Here is a 19,288-nt window from a genome sequence, read left to right on the forward strand (position 1 = left end):
ATAGCACAAAACTGCTTTATTTTCCAATAAAATTAAGGGAAACCTTCAAATAAAAGAACTCCCGGAAAGCATATTTCAGGTACTTTCCGGAAGTCCTTTATTTTAATAAATACTGATAAATATCTCTTTTGGAAACGCCACGATCCTTTGCCACCTGTTTCATGGCATCCTTATGGGACATTCCCTGTTTTTCGTATAGCTCCATATGTGCCTCTATCGTGATCTCTTCCCAGGAAGCAACGGCTTCTTTCTTTATTTCCTGCCGGCTTTTTCCCTCGATCACCAACACACATTCTCCAAGTGGTTTTTCTTTTTCGTAATGAGCGAGCAGTTCATCAATCGTAGAATGAAATGCCGTTTCATGTTTCTTTGTCAGCTCTCTGCAAAGAGTGATCCTCCGATTTCCAAGTGTCTCCTGAAGATCCCTCAACGTTCGTACCAGCTTATGCGGGGCTTCATAGATAATGATGGTACGAGTCTCACTGACCAGTTCATCCAGCACTTCCCGTCGTTCCTTTTTTTCCATTGGCAAAAAAGCTTCAAATGCAAACCGTCTGGTAGGCAGACCAGACAGGGTAAGTGCCGTAATGCAGGCAGCAGGTCCCGGAAGAGATGTCACTTCGATTCCTGCCTCATAACACATTGCCGCCAGCTCTTCTCCCGGATCCGAGATTCCCGGAGTTCCGGCATCTGTGATCAATGCAATATTCATACCATTTTGCATTTTTTCGATCAGTGTATATGCTTTCTCGATCTTATTATATTCATGATAGCTGGTCATCGGAGTTTTTATCTCAAAATGATTCAGCAGTTTGATACTGTTTCTTGTATCTTCTGCCGCAATCAGATCCACTTCCTTCAGCGTTCGAAGGACCCTGAGCGTAATATCCTCCAGATTTCCGATTGGCGTAGCACAAAGATATAATTTTCCGCTCATTGAGAAATCTCCTTTCTTTTAGACCATTTCATATATTTCCAGAATCTCTCTGGTATATACACCTGGTTTTTCATAAACGATCAGTGGTTTTTCTACAGTAATTCTGGAATTCCCACCTTTTCTTGCTTCAATCAGTACCATGTTCGGTTCCCTGTCTATGTATGGATAAACCAGCTGCATTCTCTTTGGTTCTAACCGATACTTCATCAGTATCTGAAAGATTTCTGCCAGACGAAATGGCCGATGTACCATGTAGAAACGGCCCCTCTCTTCAAGAACGGATGCTGCCTGACTGACAACATCTTCCAGCGTACAAAGCACTTCATGTCTGGCAATCGCTTTTGCCATATGCGGATTCTGCAGACCATGCTGACCGATCATATATGGCGGATTACTGGTCACAACATGAAAAGAAGCTGCCCCAAATAACGCAGCAGCCTCTTTAATATCTCCGCATACAATATCAATATCTGATTCCAGATGATTGTACAAAACACTTCGTTTTGCCATGTCTGCACATTCTTCCTGTATTTCAAGTCCGGTCAGATGCCCTCCCTTGCCTCTTGATTTCAAAAGGATCGGAATGATTCCTGTACCGGTTCCCATATCCAGAACCTTCTCATTCTGTCGGATTCCGGCAAAACCGGACAGCAATACAGCATCCATACCAAAACAGAACTTTTCAGGATTCTGAATCACATAAAAACCATTTTGAAGATCATCCAACCGTTCTCCGGGATGGATCAGATCACTCTGCGGATTTCTTTCCATGAGATTTGGAATCTCCTTCTTTTTCTTCCAGTTTTTCCAGTTCCTTCATTTCTTTATCAGAAACTTTTACTTTTTTCTTACGCGGCCGGAATTTCAGTTCGCTTACCGGAAATTCCTGAATTTCTTTCTCGTCATTTACTTCTACGATTACTTTGACACGTTGTCTGAGAACATTCACACTGTGCACCGTTCCCTGAAGTCCATCCGGAAGTGTAACTGTATCACCGGTTCCCGGAAGTTTCTTGTTCAGTTCTTCGTAAGTCTCCTGTTCATTTTTAAGACAGCACATCAGTCTTCCGCATACACCGGAAATCTTTGTCTGATTCAAAGACAGATTCTGCTCTTTTGCCATTTTGATAGAAACCGGTGCGAATTCAGAAAGATAAGTATGGCAGCAAAGCTGTCTGCCACAAATTCCGATACCGCCAAGAATCTTTGTCTCATCTCTTACACCAATCTGGCGAAGTTCAATCCTTGTCTTAAAAATAGCTGCCAGGTCTTTGACCAGCTGGCGAAAATCAATTCTGCCATCCGCTGTAAAATAAAACAATACTTTATTATTGTCAAACGTATATTCTGCGTCTATCAGTTTCATTTCCAGACCATGTTCACGGATCTTTTTCTGACAGATCTTAAACGCATCTTTTTCCCTGATGCGGTTTTGTTTTTCCCGTTCTTCATCTGCCGGCGTTGCCACCCGAAGAACTTCTTTCAGAGGATGTACAACTTCATTCTCTCCAACTTCCTTCGGTCCAAGTACAACCCTTCCGAATTCTACTCCACGGGCAGTTTCTACGATCACATGATCACCGATCTGCATCTTATAGTTCTTAGGATCGAAATAATAAATCTTTCCTACATTTCTGAATCTGATACCAACAATTTTTGTCATTCTATCTCTCCCTGATCGTCAGGAACAGAAGTTCAAGCGCAAGCTCGAAATTTACGTTTGCACGAAGTCTTACTTTTGTTTTTTCCAGTGCTTCCAGGATTTTTTCGAGATTCTCATATGAACGCTGGCTCGCCTGTTCCTTTATATAATTAATTTCCTGTTTAAATACCAGGTTGTCAATTTCCTGAGTTGCCTTAAACATGAGAACATCCCTGAACCAGAACTGAAAAATATCCAGATAATCACCAATATTCTGCTTTTCAGCAGAAAGAGCCTTAATCTCGTCTGCAAGTTCATATACTTCCATAGTATTGGCATATTTCAGAATCTTCAATGCATTCTCTGTCATTCTGGAAAATTCTTCGGAGGTCGCAGCCTCTTTTGCTTTGCCAATACTTCCCTGTGCAAAGGAAGCATCTATCTCTGCCTGATAATCCGGCACATGAAGCCGCTCCATCAGGTATCTTTTGACAAGACTGTCATCTACTACCTTCAGATCCAGACGCACACATCTGGACTGAATCGTCGGAAGAAGTGCATCTGCATTGCTGGTAAGCAACATGATCACAGCATATTCCGGCGGCTCCTCTATTGTCTTCAAAAGTGCATTCTGTGCCTGTACGGTCATCATCTCCGCATCAGGAACAATATAGATCTTGTGTGGGCTGCAATATGGTTTGACAGCAACATCATGAATTACCTGTTCACGAATCTCATCAATAGAAATTGTCCCCGGCTTCTCATGATTTACTGTAATAATATCCGGATGATTCTTACCCAGTGCCTTCTTACAGGAATCACACTTCTGACATGGCTCGGTTCCACCGGCTTCACATTGAAGCGTCATTGCATAGGTTGTCGCAAGAAGCTTCTTGCCGGATCCGGGTCTGCCTGTAAAGATGTAAGAATGGGATACCTTTCCTGTCTTCATGGCATTCTGCAGGTGCCGGATAATTTCCTCGTGTCCGATAATGTTATTGAAACTGACCATTCAGAATCACCTCTCTTGTTTATAATGTTTCTATATACGAATCTTTGTTCGCTATATTTTCATTATAGCATACTTTAATAACCAATCAAAACTATTTTTCTCTATAATACGGAATTTATATATTTTATAATATTTTTGACACATAAATCCAAATTATCATTAACAAAACGTATTTCAATCTCTGCTTCTTTTATTTTTTCTTCTGAGAAATCGTCCTGATCTGCCAGAAAACGTCTGCACAGTTCTCTGTATTTTGGTTCTTCCTGTTCCTGCTCTCTCTTCACCGCACGAATCAGTCGTTCTCCATCCTCCACCTCGATATAGATCGGTACTACACATTCTCTGCCGTAATACTTTTTCATTTTCTGGTAGGATTCCAGTGTTCCAATTCCCAGATAACTGCCTTCTGTCAAATTGATCTGTCCGTCATCCGCTGTAAAATATGTCCATACTCCATATACTGTATCATAAGAACGGGCCTCTATGACTTTGCCGGACTTTTTTAATTCCTCGAAATGACTGTCATCCGTAAAATAATATTGCTTTCCGTTTTCTTCGCCCTCTCTCGCCGGTCTGGTCGTATACAAAATCAGTTTTTTCAGATGCAGTGTCTCATTTCCTGCCAGTTTTGAATAAATTCTATCCTTACCGGAAGCGCTTTTTCCCATTATATAAAAAATCTTACCCATCGGTTTCTTCAAATTGCTCCTTTGCTGCCTGGGGCACGACCACACGAATGGATTTATTGGAATAATCATCCAGTCCCTGCAGGTACAGTCCCTTTTCCATATATATTCTCATATTCCGGATAAACTGTCCAGTAATCTGTTCTCCCGGTGTAAGAAGTGGAATTCCCGGCGGATAAAGATAGGCAAATTCTGCTGATATTCTGCCGACACTTTCTTCCAGCGGACAGCTCTCGGACTCCGTTTCCATTGCATCTGCCATAGACATCATCTGCGTCAGTACACAATGCATAGATCTGGCATCCAGCAGTTCTTCACCTTTTTCTTCCCTGTCTTTAGTCAGAGTAATCTGCTCCTGATTCAGTTCTTCAATCGCCTGGCACAATCTTTCAAATCCCTCTTCGCTGTCACCAACTGCTGCAATCGCAAGTACATAATTTTCAGATTCCATTTCCATCTGGATATGATATCGTTCCAATAAAACATGATACAAGCCGGTGCCGGATAAAGACGAATATCTGGTAGAAAAGATCAGCTTTGACCTGTCATAATCAAATACTCCGTTTTCTCCGATCTGTGGTTCTACCAGTCTGATATATTTACATTTGGAAAGCCTCTTTCTCGTCTGTTCCAGCATCATTGTAAAATTTCGAAACATCTGGTGCCCTTCTGTATTCATTGTATCCATGCAGGCATCCATACTTGCCATCAGAATATAAGAAGGACTGCTCGTCTGGTAGATTCCCATAAATCTTCTGATCAGTCTGCTGTCCACACGTTCACTGCAGTTATGAAGTACAGCAGTCTGAGTCATCGCCGGCAGTGTTTTGTGAAAACTCTGTATCACCAGATCTGCGCCAAGTTCTGCTGCCGAAGTCGGAAAATAATTTGAAAAATGAAAATGAGCACCATGTGCTTCATCTATGATCAGTGGAATCTCATATCTGTGTACAATCTCTGCAATCTCTCTGATATCAGAAACAACGCCATCATACGTAGGCGAAGTCAGCAACACTGCTTTGATCTCCGGATTAGCAGCAAGACATCTTTCCACCTTATCAGGAAAAATTCCACCGTTTATCCACCACTCATTGTCCATCTGTGGATAAATATAAGTCGGTTTCAGATTTCTAAGATAGATACCATGATAAACCGCCTTGTGACAATTTCGGGCAACAAGAATTTCCCCATTGCGGGGAACTGCTGCTGAAATAGCAGCCAGAAGGGCAGCAGTGCTTCCATTTACACTGTAAAAACTTTCTCTTACCCCATACACTTTCGCCACATTCTGCTGTGCCTCCAGAAGGATATCTTCCGGATGATGCAGATTATCAAAACCTTCGATCTCGGTAATGTCCCTCTCAAACGGAAACTCTCCTCTGACTGATTCCGGGTTACGTTTATGTCCCGGCATATGAAATGGATAATAATCGGATCTGCTGTATTCTTCCAGTTTTCTGTACAATCTCTCCATAATCGTTATACCTTAAAACGATAGCCTACTCCCCATATAGTCTCTATATACTGAGGCTTCGCTGTATTGAACTCAATTTTTTCACGGATTTTCTTAATATGAACCGTGACAGTTGCAATATCACCGACAGATTCCATGTCCCAGATCTGACGAAACAGTTCCGCTTTGGTAAATACACGGTTCGGATTCTCCGCAAGAAAAGTAAGAAGATCAAACTCCTTGGTCGTAAATGTCTTTTCCTCTCCGTTGATCCAGATACGTCTTGCTGTCTTGTCAATCTTGATTCCACGAATTTCAATGATATCATTCTTGACTGCGCCAGAACCCACCAGCCTGTTGTATCGCTCCATATGAGCTTTTACCCTGGCAACCAGTTCACTCGGACTGAACGGTTTGGTCATATAATCGTCTGCTCCAAGTCCTAAGCCACGGATCTTGTCAATATCATCTTTTTTGGCAGAAACCATAATGATGGGAATGTTTTTTTCCTGCCTTACCTGACGACAGATATCAAATCCGTCCACCTCCGGCAGCATAAGATCAAGAATGATAAGATCATATTCCTCATGGAGTGCTTTTTCAAGGCCCTCATCTCCTCTGGAAGCAATTTCCACTTCAAATCCAGACAGTTCCAGGTAATCCTTTTCCAGATCTGCGATTGCCTCTTCGTCTTCAATAATCAATATTTTACTCATTGCATTGGTACCTCCTGGTATTTTCTCAAAACAAAGTACATAATCGTGCCAATTCCCTCTTTACTGGTAGCCCACACTTTACCACCATGGTCCTCCAGAATCTTACGCACGATAGAAAGCCCGATTCCGCTTCCACCTTTGGACGAGTTGCGAGAAACATCGGTTCTGTAAAAACGATCAAAAATATATGGCAGATCCTTGGCAGCAATACCCTTGCCATTATCTTCAATCTCAACCTGCACAAAATCCCCGACATCCTTCACTCGAATCTGAATGATGCCTTTCATTCCATTTTGCTTATCCATGTATTTGATTGCATTACTGATGATATTATGGATTACACGCCGAATCTGTTCCCCATCTGCGATCACAAGCACGTCCTTGTCTACGTAGTTGGCATAGCAGAGCTGAATTCCCCGTGTCTCCAGTTCCAGCCCAACTTCCTCCGCACAATCTGAAAAATAATCTTCTACATTAAGCTTACTGAAAGTATATGGAATACGATTGGTATCAATCTTAGAATAAAAAGTAAGTTCATTGATCAGATGGTCCATTTCATTGGTCTTGTTATAGATCGTGCGGACATAGCGATCCATTTTTTCCGGTGTATCCGCAACACCGTCCATGATTCCCTCGACATATCCCTTCACTGCAGTGATCGGAGTCTTCAGATCATGAGAAATATTACTGATCAATTCCTTATTTTCTTTATCAAGAAGAACTTTTTCTTCTGCTGATTCTTTGAGTCTGCGACGCATCTCCTCAAAATCCCTGCAGAGCTCTGCAAATTCATCAGTTCCCTCCACATCCAGCACAAAATCAAGATTTCCGTCTTTGATATTCTGCGTTGCTTTTCGCAATTTAACCAGCGGAGTAGCAACACTTCGGTAAATCCACAGCCCGACTGATACACTTGTAAAGATAAGAATGATAAAGGCCGTAAAAAAAAGATCTTTCGTCATAATCTGTATACGTGCCTGGCTGCTGCCATTATCTGATATCGTGATATCATAATCATATACAGCTTCCTGCACAGTCTCATTTCCTGACGCATTTCTATGCTGTGCCTCACTGATTCCGAACAATGCTGCTGCAAACAGCAAAAGAGGAACCAGAATGACCATCAGGAATCCTACGATGATCCTGTTTTTTAACTTCATGTTTTTCCCTCACTTCTACAAAAAAATGAACGCATAGTACCGACACATCCGTTCGATATATATGCGTTCATTATATCATATCACTATATTCTTATCTCTTAATTTTCTATAAAATCCGTGAAAAAACCGTGTCTTTCAGAACACAGAGGTATCTTACAGATATTTCTTAAGATCATCTACTTTGTCCAGTTTTTCCCATGGAAGATCTACATCTGTACGTCCAAAATGGCCATAGGCAGCAGTCTGTTTGTAGATTGGTCTTCTCAGATCAAGCATACGGATGATTCCTGCCGGACGAAGGTCAAAGTTTTCACGAATGATCTCAACAAGTCTGGTATTGGAAAGTTTTCCTGTTCCAAATGTCTCTACATTGATGGAAGTCGGTTTTGCCACACCAATTGCATAGGAAAGCTGAATCTCGCATTTGTCAGCCAGTCCTGCTGCAACGATGTTCTTTGCAACATAACGTGCTGCATAAGCTGCAGAACGGTCAACCTTTGTGCAGTCTTTTCCGGAGAAAGCGCCGCCGCCGTGACGTCCGGATCCACCGTAAGTATCAACGATGATCTTACGTCCTGTAAGTCCACTGTCACCGTGAGGTCCACCAATTACGAAACGTCCTGTCGGGTTGATGAAGTACTTGGTATCGTCATCTACCATGTCTGCCGGGATGATCGCATCAAATACATATTTCTTGATATCTTCGTGGATCTGTTCCTGTGTAACTTCCGGATCATGCTGTGTAGAGCATACAACTGCATCGATACGGATCGGTTTTCCCTCTTCACTGTATTCAACAGTTACCTGAGTTTTTCCGTCTGGTCTTAAATATGGCAGAGTTCCGTCTTTACGAACTTTTGTCAGCTGACGAGCCAGCTTGTGTGCCATGTTGATTGCATATGGCATATATTCTTCAGTCTCATTGGAAGCATATCCAAACTGAATACCCTGATCTCCTGCACCGATTGCATCGATCTCATCTTCTCCCATCTTTGCTTCGAGAGCTTTGTCTACACCAAGCGCAATATCTGCTGACTGCTCATCAATTGCAGTGATAACGGCACATGTCTCAGCATCAAAACCATATTTGCCACGAGTATAGCCGATTTCTCTTACAGTATCTCTTACGATCTTCTGGATGTCTACATATGCACTTGTGGTAATCTCACCCATAACAAGTACCAGACCAGTTGTAGTTGCAGTCTCGCAGGCAACACGTCCCATCGGGTCTTTTTCCATAATTGCATCAAGAATAGCATCAGAAATAGCATCACACATTTTGTCCGGATGGCCTTCTGTTACTGATTCAGAAGTAAATAAAATTTTTTCTTTCTCCATGATTTGTCCCTTTCTAAAATTCACTTAATGTTCTACGAATTACTCCATTGCTCCGCAATCCTCGTAATTCTGCATAACAACAAATAAAGACAGCCCCAACAATAGGACTGTCTTGAAATTTATTTCAATCCTCTTATTGTTCGATGACTCGCTCAGGTTGGCACCTTCCTCATATAAAAGGGGTTGCCGTGGCTTCACAGATCCTTTGTACCTCCACCACTCTGAATAAAAGGCCGTTTTATTTAGTTATTGTGTATTTATTGCAGTACATACAATATACTTATTTACTATAATTGTCAAGTATAATATCTGACATTTTTTATCAAAAATCTATCATCCTACACGAAGACGGAATTTCTGGATTTCTTTCTCACTGGAAACCTTTTCAATCTCAGCACCAAGACTTCTCAGCTTCTCCTCGAAATTCTCATATCCACGCTGAATATAAACAATGTCATCAACAACTGTGATTCCATCTGCTGCCAGGCCTGCAATAACAAGTGCTGCTCCTGCACGAAGATCCGGTGCACTTACTCTTGCTCCTGTCAGTTTCTTGACACCGTCAATGATTGCCGAATTTCCCTCAACCTTGATACAGGCTCCCATTCTTGAAAGCTCGTCCGCATACTTAAAACGGTTTTCAAAAATACTCTCTGTAACAATGCTGGTTCCCTCTGCAAGTGCAAGCGTAACAGCAATCTGCGGCTGCATATCTGTAGGATATCCCGGATACGGAAGAGTCTTTACATGTGTACGGTGAAGACGTTTGCCGGCACGTACACGTACCGCATCATCAAATTCTTCTACCTCACATCCGATTTCCTCAAGTTTCGCTGTAGTTGCTTCCAGGTGTTTCGGAATTACATTTTTTACTGTAACATCACCACCGGTCGCTGCCGCTGCAAACATAAATGTTCCAGCTTCAATCTGATCCGGAATGATAGAATATTCTGTACGATGAAGTTTTTCAACACCTTTGATACGAATAACGTCAGTACCGGCACCTTTGATGTTTGCTCCCATACTGTTCAGGAAGTTTGCGACATCAACAACATGCGGTTCGCGCGCTGCATTTTCGATGATCGTACGTCCTGATGCCATAGATGCTGCCATCATAATATTGATCGTAGCACCGACAGATACCACATCCAGGAAGATATGGCTTCCATGCAGATTCTCTGTTTCTGCAACGATCGCACCATGAAGAATATTCACAGATGCTCCCAGTGCACGGAATCCTTTTAGATGCTGGTCAATCGGTCTGCTTCCGATATTACATCCGCCAGGAAGCGGAACTTCTGCATGTTTATATTTACCAAGTAATGCTCCCAGAAGATAATAAGATGCACGAATTTTCTTTATATATTCATAATCAACACTGATGTCATTGATCGTAGAGCCGTTGATCTTAACTGTAGATCGATCGATACGCTCAACCTGAGCTCCGATTCCGGCTATTGCTTCTAATAAAACGTTGATGTCTCTTACGTCTGGCAAGTTCTCGATAAGGATTGTCTCATCCGTCATAATTGCTGCTGAAAGAATTGCAAGTGCAGCATTTTTGGCGCCACCTATTTCTACTTCTCCCACTAACGGGTTGCCGCCTTTAATTACATACTGTTCCATAAAGCACCTCTATAATTATTTTCACTCCGCAAGCCGAAGCGAATATCAGAAATAAATTTTTATTATATTTTTAACAATTTTCATACTTTTTTAAAAAGCTCAATTTCGTATTATAGCACATATTCGCCATTTGTAAATAAAAATTTCTCTGGTACGCCTCTGCTCCCCTGTTTCTACAATAGTTACTTTGACTTCTTTTTCAGTATCTCCAAAATATCATCCAGACTTGCTTCCAGATCTTTCCCCTCTTCATCTACCACAATGTCCGCATATTTTTCGTATAATGGAGTCCGCTCTTCATACAGATCCTCAAGGGTCTGTCCTTCCTTCAGCAAAACGCCTCTCCCCTTCAGATTTCCAAGACGTTTTGACAAAGAGTCCAAAGATAATTTCAAATACACAACTGTACCAACTGATTTCAGGTGATTCATGGCTTCTTCACAGTAAACTACGCTTCCACCTGTTGCAATTACAGTGTTTTCCGCTTCGATTGAAGCATTCACACGGTTCTCTACTTCCTGAAATCCCTCATATCCTTCTTCTTCAATAATTCTTGACAGTTTTCTTTTTTCCTGTTTCTGAATCAAAAGATCGGAATCAAGGAACTGATAGCCCATTACTTTGGCAAGAACAACTCCGATTGTACTCTTTCCAACTCCAGGCATTCCTATCAATGTTATATTATTCATAGAGTATTTTCTCCCGTTTTTATGAATTGCTTAACGTACATTGTAACATAAATGGAATATTTCCGCAATCCCTATTAAATCAAGGCTTTGCGACCTTTTTTGTACGTTTTTTAACCGTCTTTTTACGCTTTTTTACACTGTATCCAAATGTTCCCAGTTTTTTGCCTGTGCCAAGATATTCTCCATGCGAATACACCAGTGGCTTTGCTGTATTCAGGTCGAATCTGTTATTGTCATCCATGTATGCTTCATCCGCATGCACGGCTACCACATCTGCCAGAAACATATGGTGCGAGCCAAGTTCTTTGATCTCCCTGACCTTACATTCGATTGATACAGGTGCCTCTTTTATCATAGGTGCCTGTACAATATCTGCTTTTTCTCTTGTAAGGCCGGTTTCTTTAAATTTATCTACATCTCTTCCGGAACGTACCCCACAGTAATCTGTTGCTGCTGCAAGTTCTTCCGTTGTAAGATTGATGACAAACTCACCTGTCTCCCTGATCATATGATAAGAAAAGCGTTCCGGTCGGACAGAAATATACGCCATTGGAGGATTTGTACATATAGTTCCGGTCCATGCAACCGTAATAATATCATCCTGCCCTTTCCCATCTGTAACACTCACCATAACAGCTGGGATCGGATAGATCATATTTCCTGGTTTCCAGGTCTGTTTCGCCATTTTTTATCCTCCACTTTTTATACGTAATCTCCACCGATCATCTGTGCTGCTTCCATCAACGGCGGAATCAACTGTTTCTTACGTGACACCACACCCTCAAGATAAATGGTTCCATCCTGTGGCTCGATCTTGAACGCATTGACTGCCATCTCTTCGCTGCCTTCACCATAAAACAGAAGCTCTGTAGACTGTTCAATGATGTTTGTCAGCATAAAGTATACGCGTGAGACACCATGACGACCACATTCACTGACCATAAACGGAAGCAGTCTTTCCTTAATCTCACGAAGCTCATCTGCATCCATGGAACTGATCTGTCCAACGCCAAAGCAGATGTCTCCTTCTCCGATAAATTTCTTGTAATCCTGATAAAAGATTTCTTCCGGAGATTTGTCTTTAAGGTTGCTTCCTGCCTTAAACATCTCTCTTGCAAATTCTTCAATGGAAATATCTGCGATCAGCGCAAGTGCCCCTGCTGCCATTTTGTCCTGCAGTGTACAGGTCGGTGAACGGAACATCAGCGTATCTGAAATGATCGCAGCACAAAGAAGCCCTGCAATTTTAGGTGGAATCTCCAGTTTCTGTTCACCATACATCTGATACATGATCGTGCCAGTACAGCCAACCGGCTGATTACGGAAACTGATCGGCTGCATAGTCTGTAATGTTCCAAGTTTATGATGATCAATGATTTCCATAATCTCTGCCTTATCAATATTATCTACAGCCTGATCTTTTTCATTATGATCTACCAGAACCACTTTTTTCCTGTGCATGTCCAGGAAATTGCGTCTGGAAATTGTTCCAATACATTTTCCCTTTTTATTAATGACCGGGAATGCACGATGACGGTGTTTGATCATAACATCCTGAATATCATCTGTAAAATCTTCTGTGTTGAATGTAACCAGATTTTCCGTTTTCATGATATATTTCACCGGAATACTCTGATTGATCAGTCTTGAGATCGTAAAGGTATCATACGGTGAAGAAATAATGATAATATCTTTTTCATGTGCAAGTTTCAGGACCTTTTCAGTCACTTCGATGCCAAGTCCCACGATGATACAGCTTACATTCTGCTCAATTGCCTGAAGATGATCTTCTTCACGGTTTCCCATGATGATCATATCATTTTCTTCGACGTACTCTTTCATTTTGTCCGGATTTGCAGTTGCAACCATGATCTTGCCCTGAATAAAGTATCCATGACCATTTCCCTCTACAATCTTTCCCCCGATTGTTTCTGCAATCCTCTGATACTGTGTCCGGGCTCTGGACAGGAGATAGCTGTCTGTCGTATCCATGTAAGTCTTTGCAATATCACCGATAGTGATCAGACCTTCCAAAGTACCGTCTTTTTCCCTGATCGGAAGTGAAACAATACTGTTTTCCTGCATCAGGTCCCATGCATTTTTCAACGACATACTTTTATTTGCTTCCGGACTCAGACGGATATCCATGTCCTTCACCTGTGTTCCGATATTACTTAAATATCCCGGCGGCTGTACGCCAAAACGATTAAGGACATACTCTGTTTCTTCATTGATCTGTCCCGCACGCTTTGGAATATATTTGCTGTCTTGTGTAGTTCTGTTTTTGATATCACAGTAAGCGATAGCAGAACAGATAGAATCTGTATCTGGATTTTTATGTCCGATAACAAAAATTTTTTCCTGATTTTTCATAAAAATAGAATCCTCGTATATATTATCTTAATCTAATTTAATATTTGCAAAAAGAGAGCCCAGAGAAGTAGTTGCCTGCTGTCCGGCATCCGGAACTTCATAAACCTCTTCTTCAATTTCCTTTGCCATCATGTCCGATGCCTCTTTAATGCTGAGGCTGATCTTGCCGTCCTTGATCGCAATAACTTTTACCTTTACTTTATCTCCAACAGTCAGAACTTCTGACGGTTTTTTTATTCTTTTCTCACAGATTTGTGAAATGTGTACCAGCCCGGAAAGTCCGTTTCCAAGATCTACAAACGCACCATATGGCTGCAGACTTTCTACGGTTCCCTCTGTCACAAGTCCTATTTCAAGATTGGAAACTTTATTTTTTCTTTCTTCTTCCGCTTTTGCTCTGAGAATTTCTTTTGCGGAAAGAATCAGTTTTTTACTTTCTTTATCTACGTCAAGAACCTGTACCTGAATCGGTTTGTTCAGATATGCCTCTGTGTCCTCCACATATCCCAGTGCCAGTTTAGATGCAGGAATAAAGCCTCTCACTCCTTCTACATATGCGATTACACCGGCATTTGTAATTCCTTTTACGACCACGTCCAGAATTTCACCGGATTCCTTGAGTTCATTCAGTTTATCCCATGCCAGAACGTCTACAGCTTCTACTCTGGAAAGAAGAATATTGCCCTGTCCATCATCTTTTCTTACAACTGTAGCAGAAATCTCATCGCCCTCATGTACCTCATCCTTCAGACTGAATCCCGGCTCTCTGCTGTAATTTTCTACCGGAATCACACCTTCTGCATAATATTTCAGGTCAAGGATTACTTCTTTTTCATCTACACTGATTACCGTTCCTGTCAGAATGTCGCCTTCTTCTATCTTTTTCATTGACGCTTCCAGTTCTTTTTCATAATCTTTCATTGATTCAGCCATGATTTTCCGTTCTCCTTTGCTTCGTTCTTAACATTTGCATTATAACATGCATCACACTTTTGCAATGCATTTCCTTCAATACATTTTATGAAATAATTATAGTATAACCCACAAAATAAAAAAAGCCCCAAAATAAGGGCCTGTAAACGAGGAGTGCCCCGGCAGTGGTTTACCGGGGCGATTATTATGAAAAAATTTATGTGTAATGAAGAACATTACAACGTCTGTTTTGTGTAGCTCTTTCGAACTATATTCATAGTATCAGTTAATTATGAACATAGTATGAACAAGAAATGAATCTTTCGTGTATTTGCACAATTTTTATTTCTATTCTTCAATTTTTTTATAAAAATGCAACATATATTTTATTTCATTTTATTTTTATCGTTGTATATTTTATACACTCCCCATTGCATAGTTTAATTAATAAACCCTCTCACAAGGTCGATTACTTTTCCGAGAATGCCTTTCACATCTTCTTTGGTGATTCCAAGACTATCCAGCTTATCATAAACCTTATTCACCTGTGTTCTCAGCTCCTCTTTGTCCAGATCCATATTTTTAAACTGGTTATACATCTGGATAAGCGTGCTTTTCTCTGAATCAGAAAGAGTGATTCCAATGCTGTCCGCAGCTACATCCAATGCACTTCCGATCTGGTCATCTGTAACATCTACTGTTCCAAGAGTTTCCTGTGCGGTAATGATCAGATCTACCACCTTATCCGGATCAGATAACAGCTCGTCTACACCATTCTGCTCCAGCAGTTCTACTGCCTGATCCACAACTGCATCTGTAGTCTGGTCAGCATAGACCATCGCCGGTGTAGCACAGCTAAGGGCTCCTGCAAGAATCAATGCGCTTAATTTGTTTATTTTCATTTTAATTACCTCCTGAATTCATGATTGATTTACAATACGAACTGCATTATAGCATACTTTTTCGGATTTACTGTAAAATATTCTTCATTCATAGAACTTTCGACAATCGTTCACCGTTTTTTCATAACTTAAACACGATTCCATCATAATTTATAGATATACTAAGACCATAAAAATAATACAGCCAACATTATTTTTATAAAATTTTCTTTTTCATATGTTGATTGCTTAAAAGCTGAACAAGCAATCAACTCTCCTTCCTTTTAAATTTAATATAATAACTATAAAAGGCATCCGACCAGCCACCGGATGCCTTTTATAGTTATAAAAATCTTTTTTAATCTTATTTACTGCTCACAATTTGTTCATATCTGCAAAAATATCTGCCAATGCTGCAAACTGCTCCAGCGTCAGTGCCTCACCTCTGATATTCAAAGGAAGTCCACACGCTGTGATAGCCTGCTCAACCTGTTCTTTTGTAAACTGTAATTCCTGTGAATTCTTCAGACCATTTGCCAGAGTCTTTCTTCTCTGGTTAAATGATGCACGAATAATACGAAACATTAACTTTTCATCCTTAGCCAGCACTGGTGGAACCTGATGTCTGGTCAGGCGAATCACCGCACTTCCAACCTTTGGTCTCGGCATAAAACAATTCGGCGGAACATTGGCAACAATCTCTGGTTTTGCATAATACTGTACCGCCAGAGAAAGAGCGCCGTAATCTTTAGATCCCGGTCCGGTCTGCATGCGGTCGGCAACCTCTTTCTGTACCATAACTGTGATCGAATCTACCGGCACATGACTTTCAAACAGTCCCATAATAATCGGTGTTGTAATATAATAAGGCAGATTTGCAACGACTTTGATCGGTCGTCCCTGATTTTTTTCATCTGCAATTTTTTTGATATCTGTTTTCAGAATATCTCCGTGGATCACAGATACATTGTCCCATTCTTTTAACGTATCCTGAAGAATCGGAATCAGTGCATCGTCAATCTCTACTGCTGTTACTTCTCTGGCAGCATCCGCCAGATACTGTGTCATCGTACCGATTCCAGGTCCGATCTCTAATACAAAATCTTCTTTTGTGATATGTGAAGCTTCAATGATTCTGTCCAGAACTCGTGTATCGATCAAAAAATTTTGACCAAACCTTTTCTGGAACACAAATCCGTACTTTTGAAGAACTTCAATGGTATATTTTGGGTTTCCGAGATAAGGTCTGGTCATAAATTTCCTCCTGATGCATTACGCATGTTCTTTATTTTGTTTTCAACTGAAGTCTTTTTCGTAAAGTACCATGTATCCGTCCGGATTTACTTTTTTCTTTGAGATCAGTTTGCGAAGGCCACCGTTGGATTTTGCAATAGCATTATCCACGATTTCTTTGACAGCTCCGACATTCATCGGCTGATCTTCTTTCTGACTTGTGCTGATCAGATTGTACAATGCAAGCATTCCCATCTGATCGATCGTATATCCGTTTTCTCTTGTATATACCTTTGCAAAGTTTACAAGCTCATCATTAGTAAATACAGGAATATTGATCATAGATGTAAATTTGGATGTGAATTTCGGGAATCTTGCAATAAGCTTACGCATACCGATCTTTTCATCTTCAATGATCACGATCATTCCGTCTGTACGATCTTCCATTGCTTTATTCAACTGGCTGACTGTTTCCTTTGTAAGCTGATTTGCATTTTCAATTACAAGGAATCCACCGGACATCTTCTTTACAATTTCTTTGATATTTTTACCATTGATCTGATCTGCAAATACATAAGCAACTTTTGATGCTTCCAGATTCAGTTCTTTACAGATTGCAGGAATCAGCCCTGAGATCAGTCGGGTCTTTCCTGTTTCGTTACCACCCATGACAATGACGTTACCCGTCTTGGAAGTTCTGTCAGCAGCACAAAGCTGTACATCACAAAGTGCATCCACGATCTGTTCTTTTAACCCCGGAACCTTTGCAAAGTATGTAAACAGCTTTTCTTCTTCTTCTGTCATTTCTTTGTCACGAGGAATAATGTCCTCTCCCGCATCCGGCTGCATGGAGTCAATCAGCTGTTCCAGTTCCTCTTCTTCACTGAGTGGTTTTCTGGATTTTTGATTTGCTCTCGTCTCTTTTATTTCCTCTACCGGAATTCTGATTGTTTCCATCTTCTGAGGAGCTTCCTCGAAGAAGTCCATTCCCTTAAGGAAATCATCTTCATCTTCATCTTCGTATCCGGCTTCCTCTGCAAAATCATCCACTGCATCTTCCGGCTCGTCATCTCTGACTGTTTTGTCCGCCGGCCCATTAAGGAATTCATCTTCTGCACTCTGCAGATCCTCTTCTGACATATATTCTTCGCCGTCATCCTCTGCCGGAAGTTCTTCCCTTTTCGGAGCTGGTATCGGGTCTTTTGGAATTTCGATTCCCTGTGCGGTTGCCGCTGCAAGAATCGTATCCTCCAGATTAAAGTCAAAATCACTCATATCCGGTTCTTCCATTCCCGGAAGAATGATATTTGGTGCCTTTGGAATTTCAATTTTTCCTGTTTCATCCAGGTTTATGTTCTTTAAAGAATCCGGAATTTCAAGCTTCGGCATTTTTATAGCGTTTTCTTCTGCTGCCGGTTCAGCTTCAACTGTTGGTTCCACTTCTTCCGAAACAGTCTCCTCCGGCTCAGTCACAGCCTCAACAGACTCTTCTGTTGTGTCTTCAGAAACTTCTTCTGCAGTTTTATCCTCAGTCTGCACTTCTGTTTCTGCTGCCTGATCCTCTTCTTCTTTGATTTCTTCTTCGGTTACTTCCTCAATCTTCTCTTCCATGCGGTCTGCATTAAAGATAGACTCCCCTGGTCGTTTCGGTTCATGGATAACAGCATCCTCCGGCTCCAGATCCGGAACGTCTTCCTTTTCACTGTCAGAAGAACTGTCTTTGATCATTTCTTCCTGAACTTCCGCTTCTGTTTCATCTTTTTCCTCTGAGAATTCTTCCTTTTCATCTTTCTTTTTGCCACTGAAAATATCTCGGATTCCCTTGGAAATCTTTTCCTGAAGACTCTCTGCACTGTTCACATCACGTTCATCAATCATAACGCTGTCAATCGCAGGACCATCTTCTTCTGCAACCGGTGTTGCTTCCACTTCTTTTTCTTTGTTTTCTGTATCAACAGAGTCGGCCTCTTCAAGCGGAGTGAGGTTCGGAACAAATTCTTTTTCGTATTTTTCCTTTTCTGCTCCTGTGAGCATTCCCATTCGGTTCTTGAGATCCAGTGCTTTTATAACATATTTGCCATCACTGAACCAGATTACCATTTCATTACAGAGATCCAGACACTTTTCAGTCTCTCCATTCTGATAATAGAGTTTCGCCAGTTCATAAGACCATCTCTCTGTAAATTCTTTTTCTTTATATTCCTCCAGAATCTTAATCTGATCTTCCAGTGGAACCTGTTTTTCTTTGCAGATTTTATATTTCAGAATGTACTGTGTATTGTCGTTCGGTGCAATTTCCAGAAATTCTTCATAAAATTCTTCTGCTTCACTGATATCTTTCATCTTGAGAGATATCTCAATTAAACGGTACAAAATATTTTTGCCGATGGGTGCTCTGTGATAAGCGAGAAGAAAAATTTCTCTACTGTCCTCGTACCTCTTATTTGCTGCGTAAATCTCACCTACAACACATAAAGTACGGACATTCTTAACACGTCGCCAGTCAATACTGTCAACCACTTCCATGGCATCCTTGTAGTTCTTATTTTCTACAAGGCGATTTATTTCTTCAAGCTTGATCCGAAATTCCTCTTTGTCCAATGTATTCACCAACTTTCCAATATTAAAAA

The 19,288-nt window shown here is 41.1% G+C and carries 17 protein-coding genes and 1 riboswitch; all 17 genes read right to left on the reverse strand.

What is annotated here, in order from left to right:
- Positions 1 to 97: 97 nt before the first annotated feature.
- On the reverse strand, positions 98 to 937 hold the full coding sequence (gene rsmI / locus KQI91_RS13180) for a 16S rRNA (cytidine(1402)-2'-O)-methyltransferase (RefSeq protein WP_216393241.1): 840 nt from the start codon (positions 935 to 937) through the stop codon (positions 98 to 100).
- Between the two features lie 18 nt (positions 938 to 955).
- Positions 956 to 1,708, reverse strand: a complete 753-nt coding sequence (locus KQI91_RS13185) for a tRNA1(Val) (adenine(37)-N6)-methyltransferase (RefSeq protein ID WP_216393242.1) — start codon at positions 1,706 to 1,708, stop codon at positions 956 to 958.
- A complete protein-coding gene (locus KQI91_RS13190; protein ID WP_216393243.1) occupies positions 1,686 to 2,600 on the reverse strand; it encodes a PSP1 domain-containing protein in 915 nt (304 codons plus the stop codon). The genes KQI91_RS13185 and KQI91_RS13190 overlap by 23 nt, the downstream gene beginning before the upstream one ends.
- 1 nt (position 2,601) lies before the next feature.
- Complete coding sequence (locus tag KQI91_RS13195) at positions 2,602 to 3,591, reverse strand: DNA polymerase III subunit (protein WP_216393244.1); 990 nt, start codon at positions 3,589 to 3,591, stop codon at positions 2,602 to 2,604.
- Between the two features lie 101 nt (positions 3,592 to 3,692).
- Positions 3,693 to 4,280 (reverse strand): guanylate kinase, encoded by a 588-nt coding sequence (locus KQI91_RS13200; protein ID WP_216393321.1) that lies wholly within the window; start codon positions 4,278 to 4,280, stop codon positions 3,693 to 3,695.
- Positions 4,273 to 5,751 carry an aminotransferase class I/II-fold pyridoxal phosphate-dependent enzyme gene (locus KQI91_RS13205; RefSeq protein ID WP_216393245.1) on the reverse strand — a complete coding sequence of 493 codons (1,479 nt, stop codon included), beginning with the start codon at positions 5,749 to 5,751 and terminating at the stop codon, positions 4,273 to 4,275. Before KQI91_RS13205 ends, KQI91_RS13200 begins: the two co-directional genes overlap by 8 nt.
- A gap of 5 nt (positions 5,752 to 5,756) precedes the next feature.
- Positions 5,757 to 6,446, reverse strand: coding sequence for a response regulator transcription factor (locus KQI91_RS13210; RefSeq protein WP_216393246.1), 690 nt, complete (start codon positions 6,444 to 6,446; stop codon positions 5,757 to 5,759).
- Positions 6,443 to 7,606, reverse strand: a complete 1,164-nt coding sequence (locus tag KQI91_RS13215) for a sensor histidine kinase (protein ID WP_216393247.1) — start codon at positions 7,604 to 7,606, stop codon at positions 6,443 to 6,445. The genes KQI91_RS13210 and KQI91_RS13215 overlap by 4 nt, the downstream gene beginning before the upstream one ends.
- Positions 7,607 to 7,759: 153 nt before the next feature.
- On the reverse strand, positions 7,760 to 8,944 hold the full coding sequence (gene metK, locus KQI91_RS13220) for a methionine adenosyltransferase (RefSeq protein ID WP_216393248.1): 1,185 nt from the start codon (positions 8,942 to 8,944) through the stop codon (positions 7,760 to 7,762).
- Between the two features lie 130 nt (positions 8,945 to 9,074).
- Positions 9,075 to 9,176: riboswitch (SAM riboswitch) on the reverse strand.
- Positions 9,177 to 9,277: 101 nt separating this feature from the next.
- Entirely contained in the window at positions 9,278 to 10,570 is a 1,293-nt protein-coding gene (locus KQI91_RS13225; protein WP_005423907.1) for a UDP-N-acetylglucosamine 1-carboxyvinyltransferase, read from the reverse strand.
- A gap of 182 nt (positions 10,571 to 10,752) precedes the next feature.
- Positions 10,753 to 11,259 carry a shikimate kinase gene (locus tag KQI91_RS13230; RefSeq protein WP_216393249.1) on the reverse strand — a complete coding sequence of 169 codons (507 nt, stop codon included), beginning with the start codon at positions 11,257 to 11,259 and terminating at the stop codon, positions 10,753 to 10,755.
- Between the two features lie 79 nt (positions 11,260 to 11,338).
- The gene (locus tag KQI91_RS13235; RefSeq protein WP_216393250.1) at positions 11,339 to 11,944 is read right to left on the reverse strand and encodes a flavin reductase family protein; all 606 of its coding nucleotides are present in this window, start codon (positions 11,942 to 11,944) and stop codon (positions 11,339 to 11,341) included.
- 17 nt (positions 11,945 to 11,961) lie between these two features.
- On the reverse strand, positions 11,962 to 13,632 hold the full coding sequence (locus KQI91_RS13240; RefSeq protein WP_216393251.1) for a putative manganese-dependent inorganic diphosphatase: 1,671 nt from the start codon (positions 13,630 to 13,632) through the stop codon (positions 11,962 to 11,964).
- A 27-nt stretch (positions 13,633 to 13,659) separates the two neighbouring features.
- A complete protein-coding gene (locus tag KQI91_RS13245; protein ID WP_216393252.1) occupies positions 13,660 to 14,565 on the reverse strand; it encodes a S1 RNA-binding domain-containing protein in 906 nt (301 codons plus the stop codon).
- A gap of 419 nt (positions 14,566 to 14,984) precedes the next feature.
- Positions 14,985 to 15,446: a DUF1002 domain-containing protein gene (locus KQI91_RS13250; RefSeq protein WP_216393253.1), complete on the reverse strand. Its 462-nt coding sequence runs from the start codon at positions 15,444 to 15,446 to the stop codon at positions 14,985 to 14,987.
- 354 nt (positions 15,447 to 15,800) lie between these two features.
- Positions 15,801 to 16,679 carry a 16S rRNA (adenine(1518)-N(6)/adenine(1519)-N(6))-dimethyltransferase RsmA gene (gene rsmA / locus KQI91_RS13255; protein WP_216393254.1) on the reverse strand — a complete coding sequence of 293 codons (879 nt, stop codon included), beginning with the start codon at positions 16,677 to 16,679 and terminating at the stop codon, positions 15,801 to 15,803.
- 42 nt (positions 16,680 to 16,721) lie between these two features.
- On the reverse strand, positions 16,722 to 19,268 hold the full coding sequence (locus KQI91_RS13260; protein WP_330654574.1) for a hypothetical protein: 2,547 nt from the start codon (positions 19,266 to 19,268) through the stop codon (positions 16,722 to 16,724).
- Between the last annotated feature and the right edge of the window lie 20 nt (positions 19,269 to 19,288).

The sequence above is a fragment of the Blautia sp. MSJ-19 genome, assembly GCF_018918125.1.
Lineage (GTDB): Bacteria > Bacillota > Clostridia > Lachnospirales > Lachnospiraceae > Blautia_A.

Bases quoted from the DNA above. Each gene is read 5' to 3' on its own strand.
- rsmI (WP_216393241.1), bottom strand. From the start codon at position 937: ATGAGCGGAAAATTATATCTTTGTGCTACGCCAATCGGAAATCTGGAG.
- KQI91_RS13185 (WP_216393242.1), bottom strand. From the start codon at position 1,708: ATGGAAAGAAATCCGCAGAGTGATCTGATCCATCCCGGAGAACGGTTG.
- KQI91_RS13190 (WP_216393243.1), bottom strand. From the start codon at position 2,600: ATGACAAAAATTGTTGGTATCAGATTCAGAAATGTAGGAAAGATTTAT.
- KQI91_RS13195 (WP_216393244.1), bottom strand. From the start codon at position 3,591: ATGGTCAGTTTCAATAACATTATCGGACACGAGGAAATTATCCGGCAC.
- KQI91_RS13200 (WP_216393321.1), bottom strand. From the start codon at position 4,280: ATGGGTAAGATTTTTTATATAATGGGAAAAAGCGCTTCCGGTAAGGAT.
- KQI91_RS13205 (WP_216393245.1), bottom strand. From the start codon at position 5,751: ATGGAGAGATTGTACAGAAAACTGGAAGAATACAGCAGATCCGATTAT.
- KQI91_RS13210 (WP_216393246.1), bottom strand. From the start codon at position 6,446: ATGAGTAAAATATTGATTATTGAAGACGAAGAGGCAATCGCAGATCTG.
- KQI91_RS13215 (WP_216393247.1), bottom strand. From the start codon at position 7,606: ATGAAGTTAAAAAACAGGATCATCGTAGGATTCCTGATGGTCATTCTG.
- metK (WP_216393248.1), bottom strand. From the start codon at position 8,944: ATGGAGAAAGAAAAAATTTTATTTACTTCTGAATCAGTAACAGAAGGC.
- KQI91_RS13225 (WP_005423907.1), bottom strand. From the start codon at position 10,570: ATGGAACAGTATGTAATTAAAGGCGGCAACCCGTTAGTGGGAGAAGTA.
- KQI91_RS13230 (WP_216393249.1), bottom strand. From the start codon at position 11,259: ATGAATAATATAACATTGATAGGAATGCCTGGAGTTGGAAAGAGTACA.
- KQI91_RS13235 (WP_216393250.1), bottom strand. From the start codon at position 11,944: ATGGCGAAACAGACCTGGAAACCAGGAAATATGATCTATCCGATCCCA.
- KQI91_RS13240 (WP_216393251.1), bottom strand. From the start codon at position 13,632: ATGAAAAATCAGGAAAAAATTTTTGTTATCGGACATAAAAATCCAGAT.
- KQI91_RS13245 (WP_216393252.1), bottom strand. From the start codon at position 14,565: ATGGCTGAATCAATGAAAGATTATGAAAAAGAACTGGAAGCGTCAATG.
- KQI91_RS13250 (WP_216393253.1), bottom strand. From the start codon at position 15,446: ATGAAAATAAACAAATTAAGCGCATTGATTCTTGCAGGAGCCCTTAGC.
- rsmA (WP_216393254.1), bottom strand. From the start codon at position 16,679: ATGACCAGACCTTATCTCGGAAACCCAAAATATACCATTGAAGTTCTT.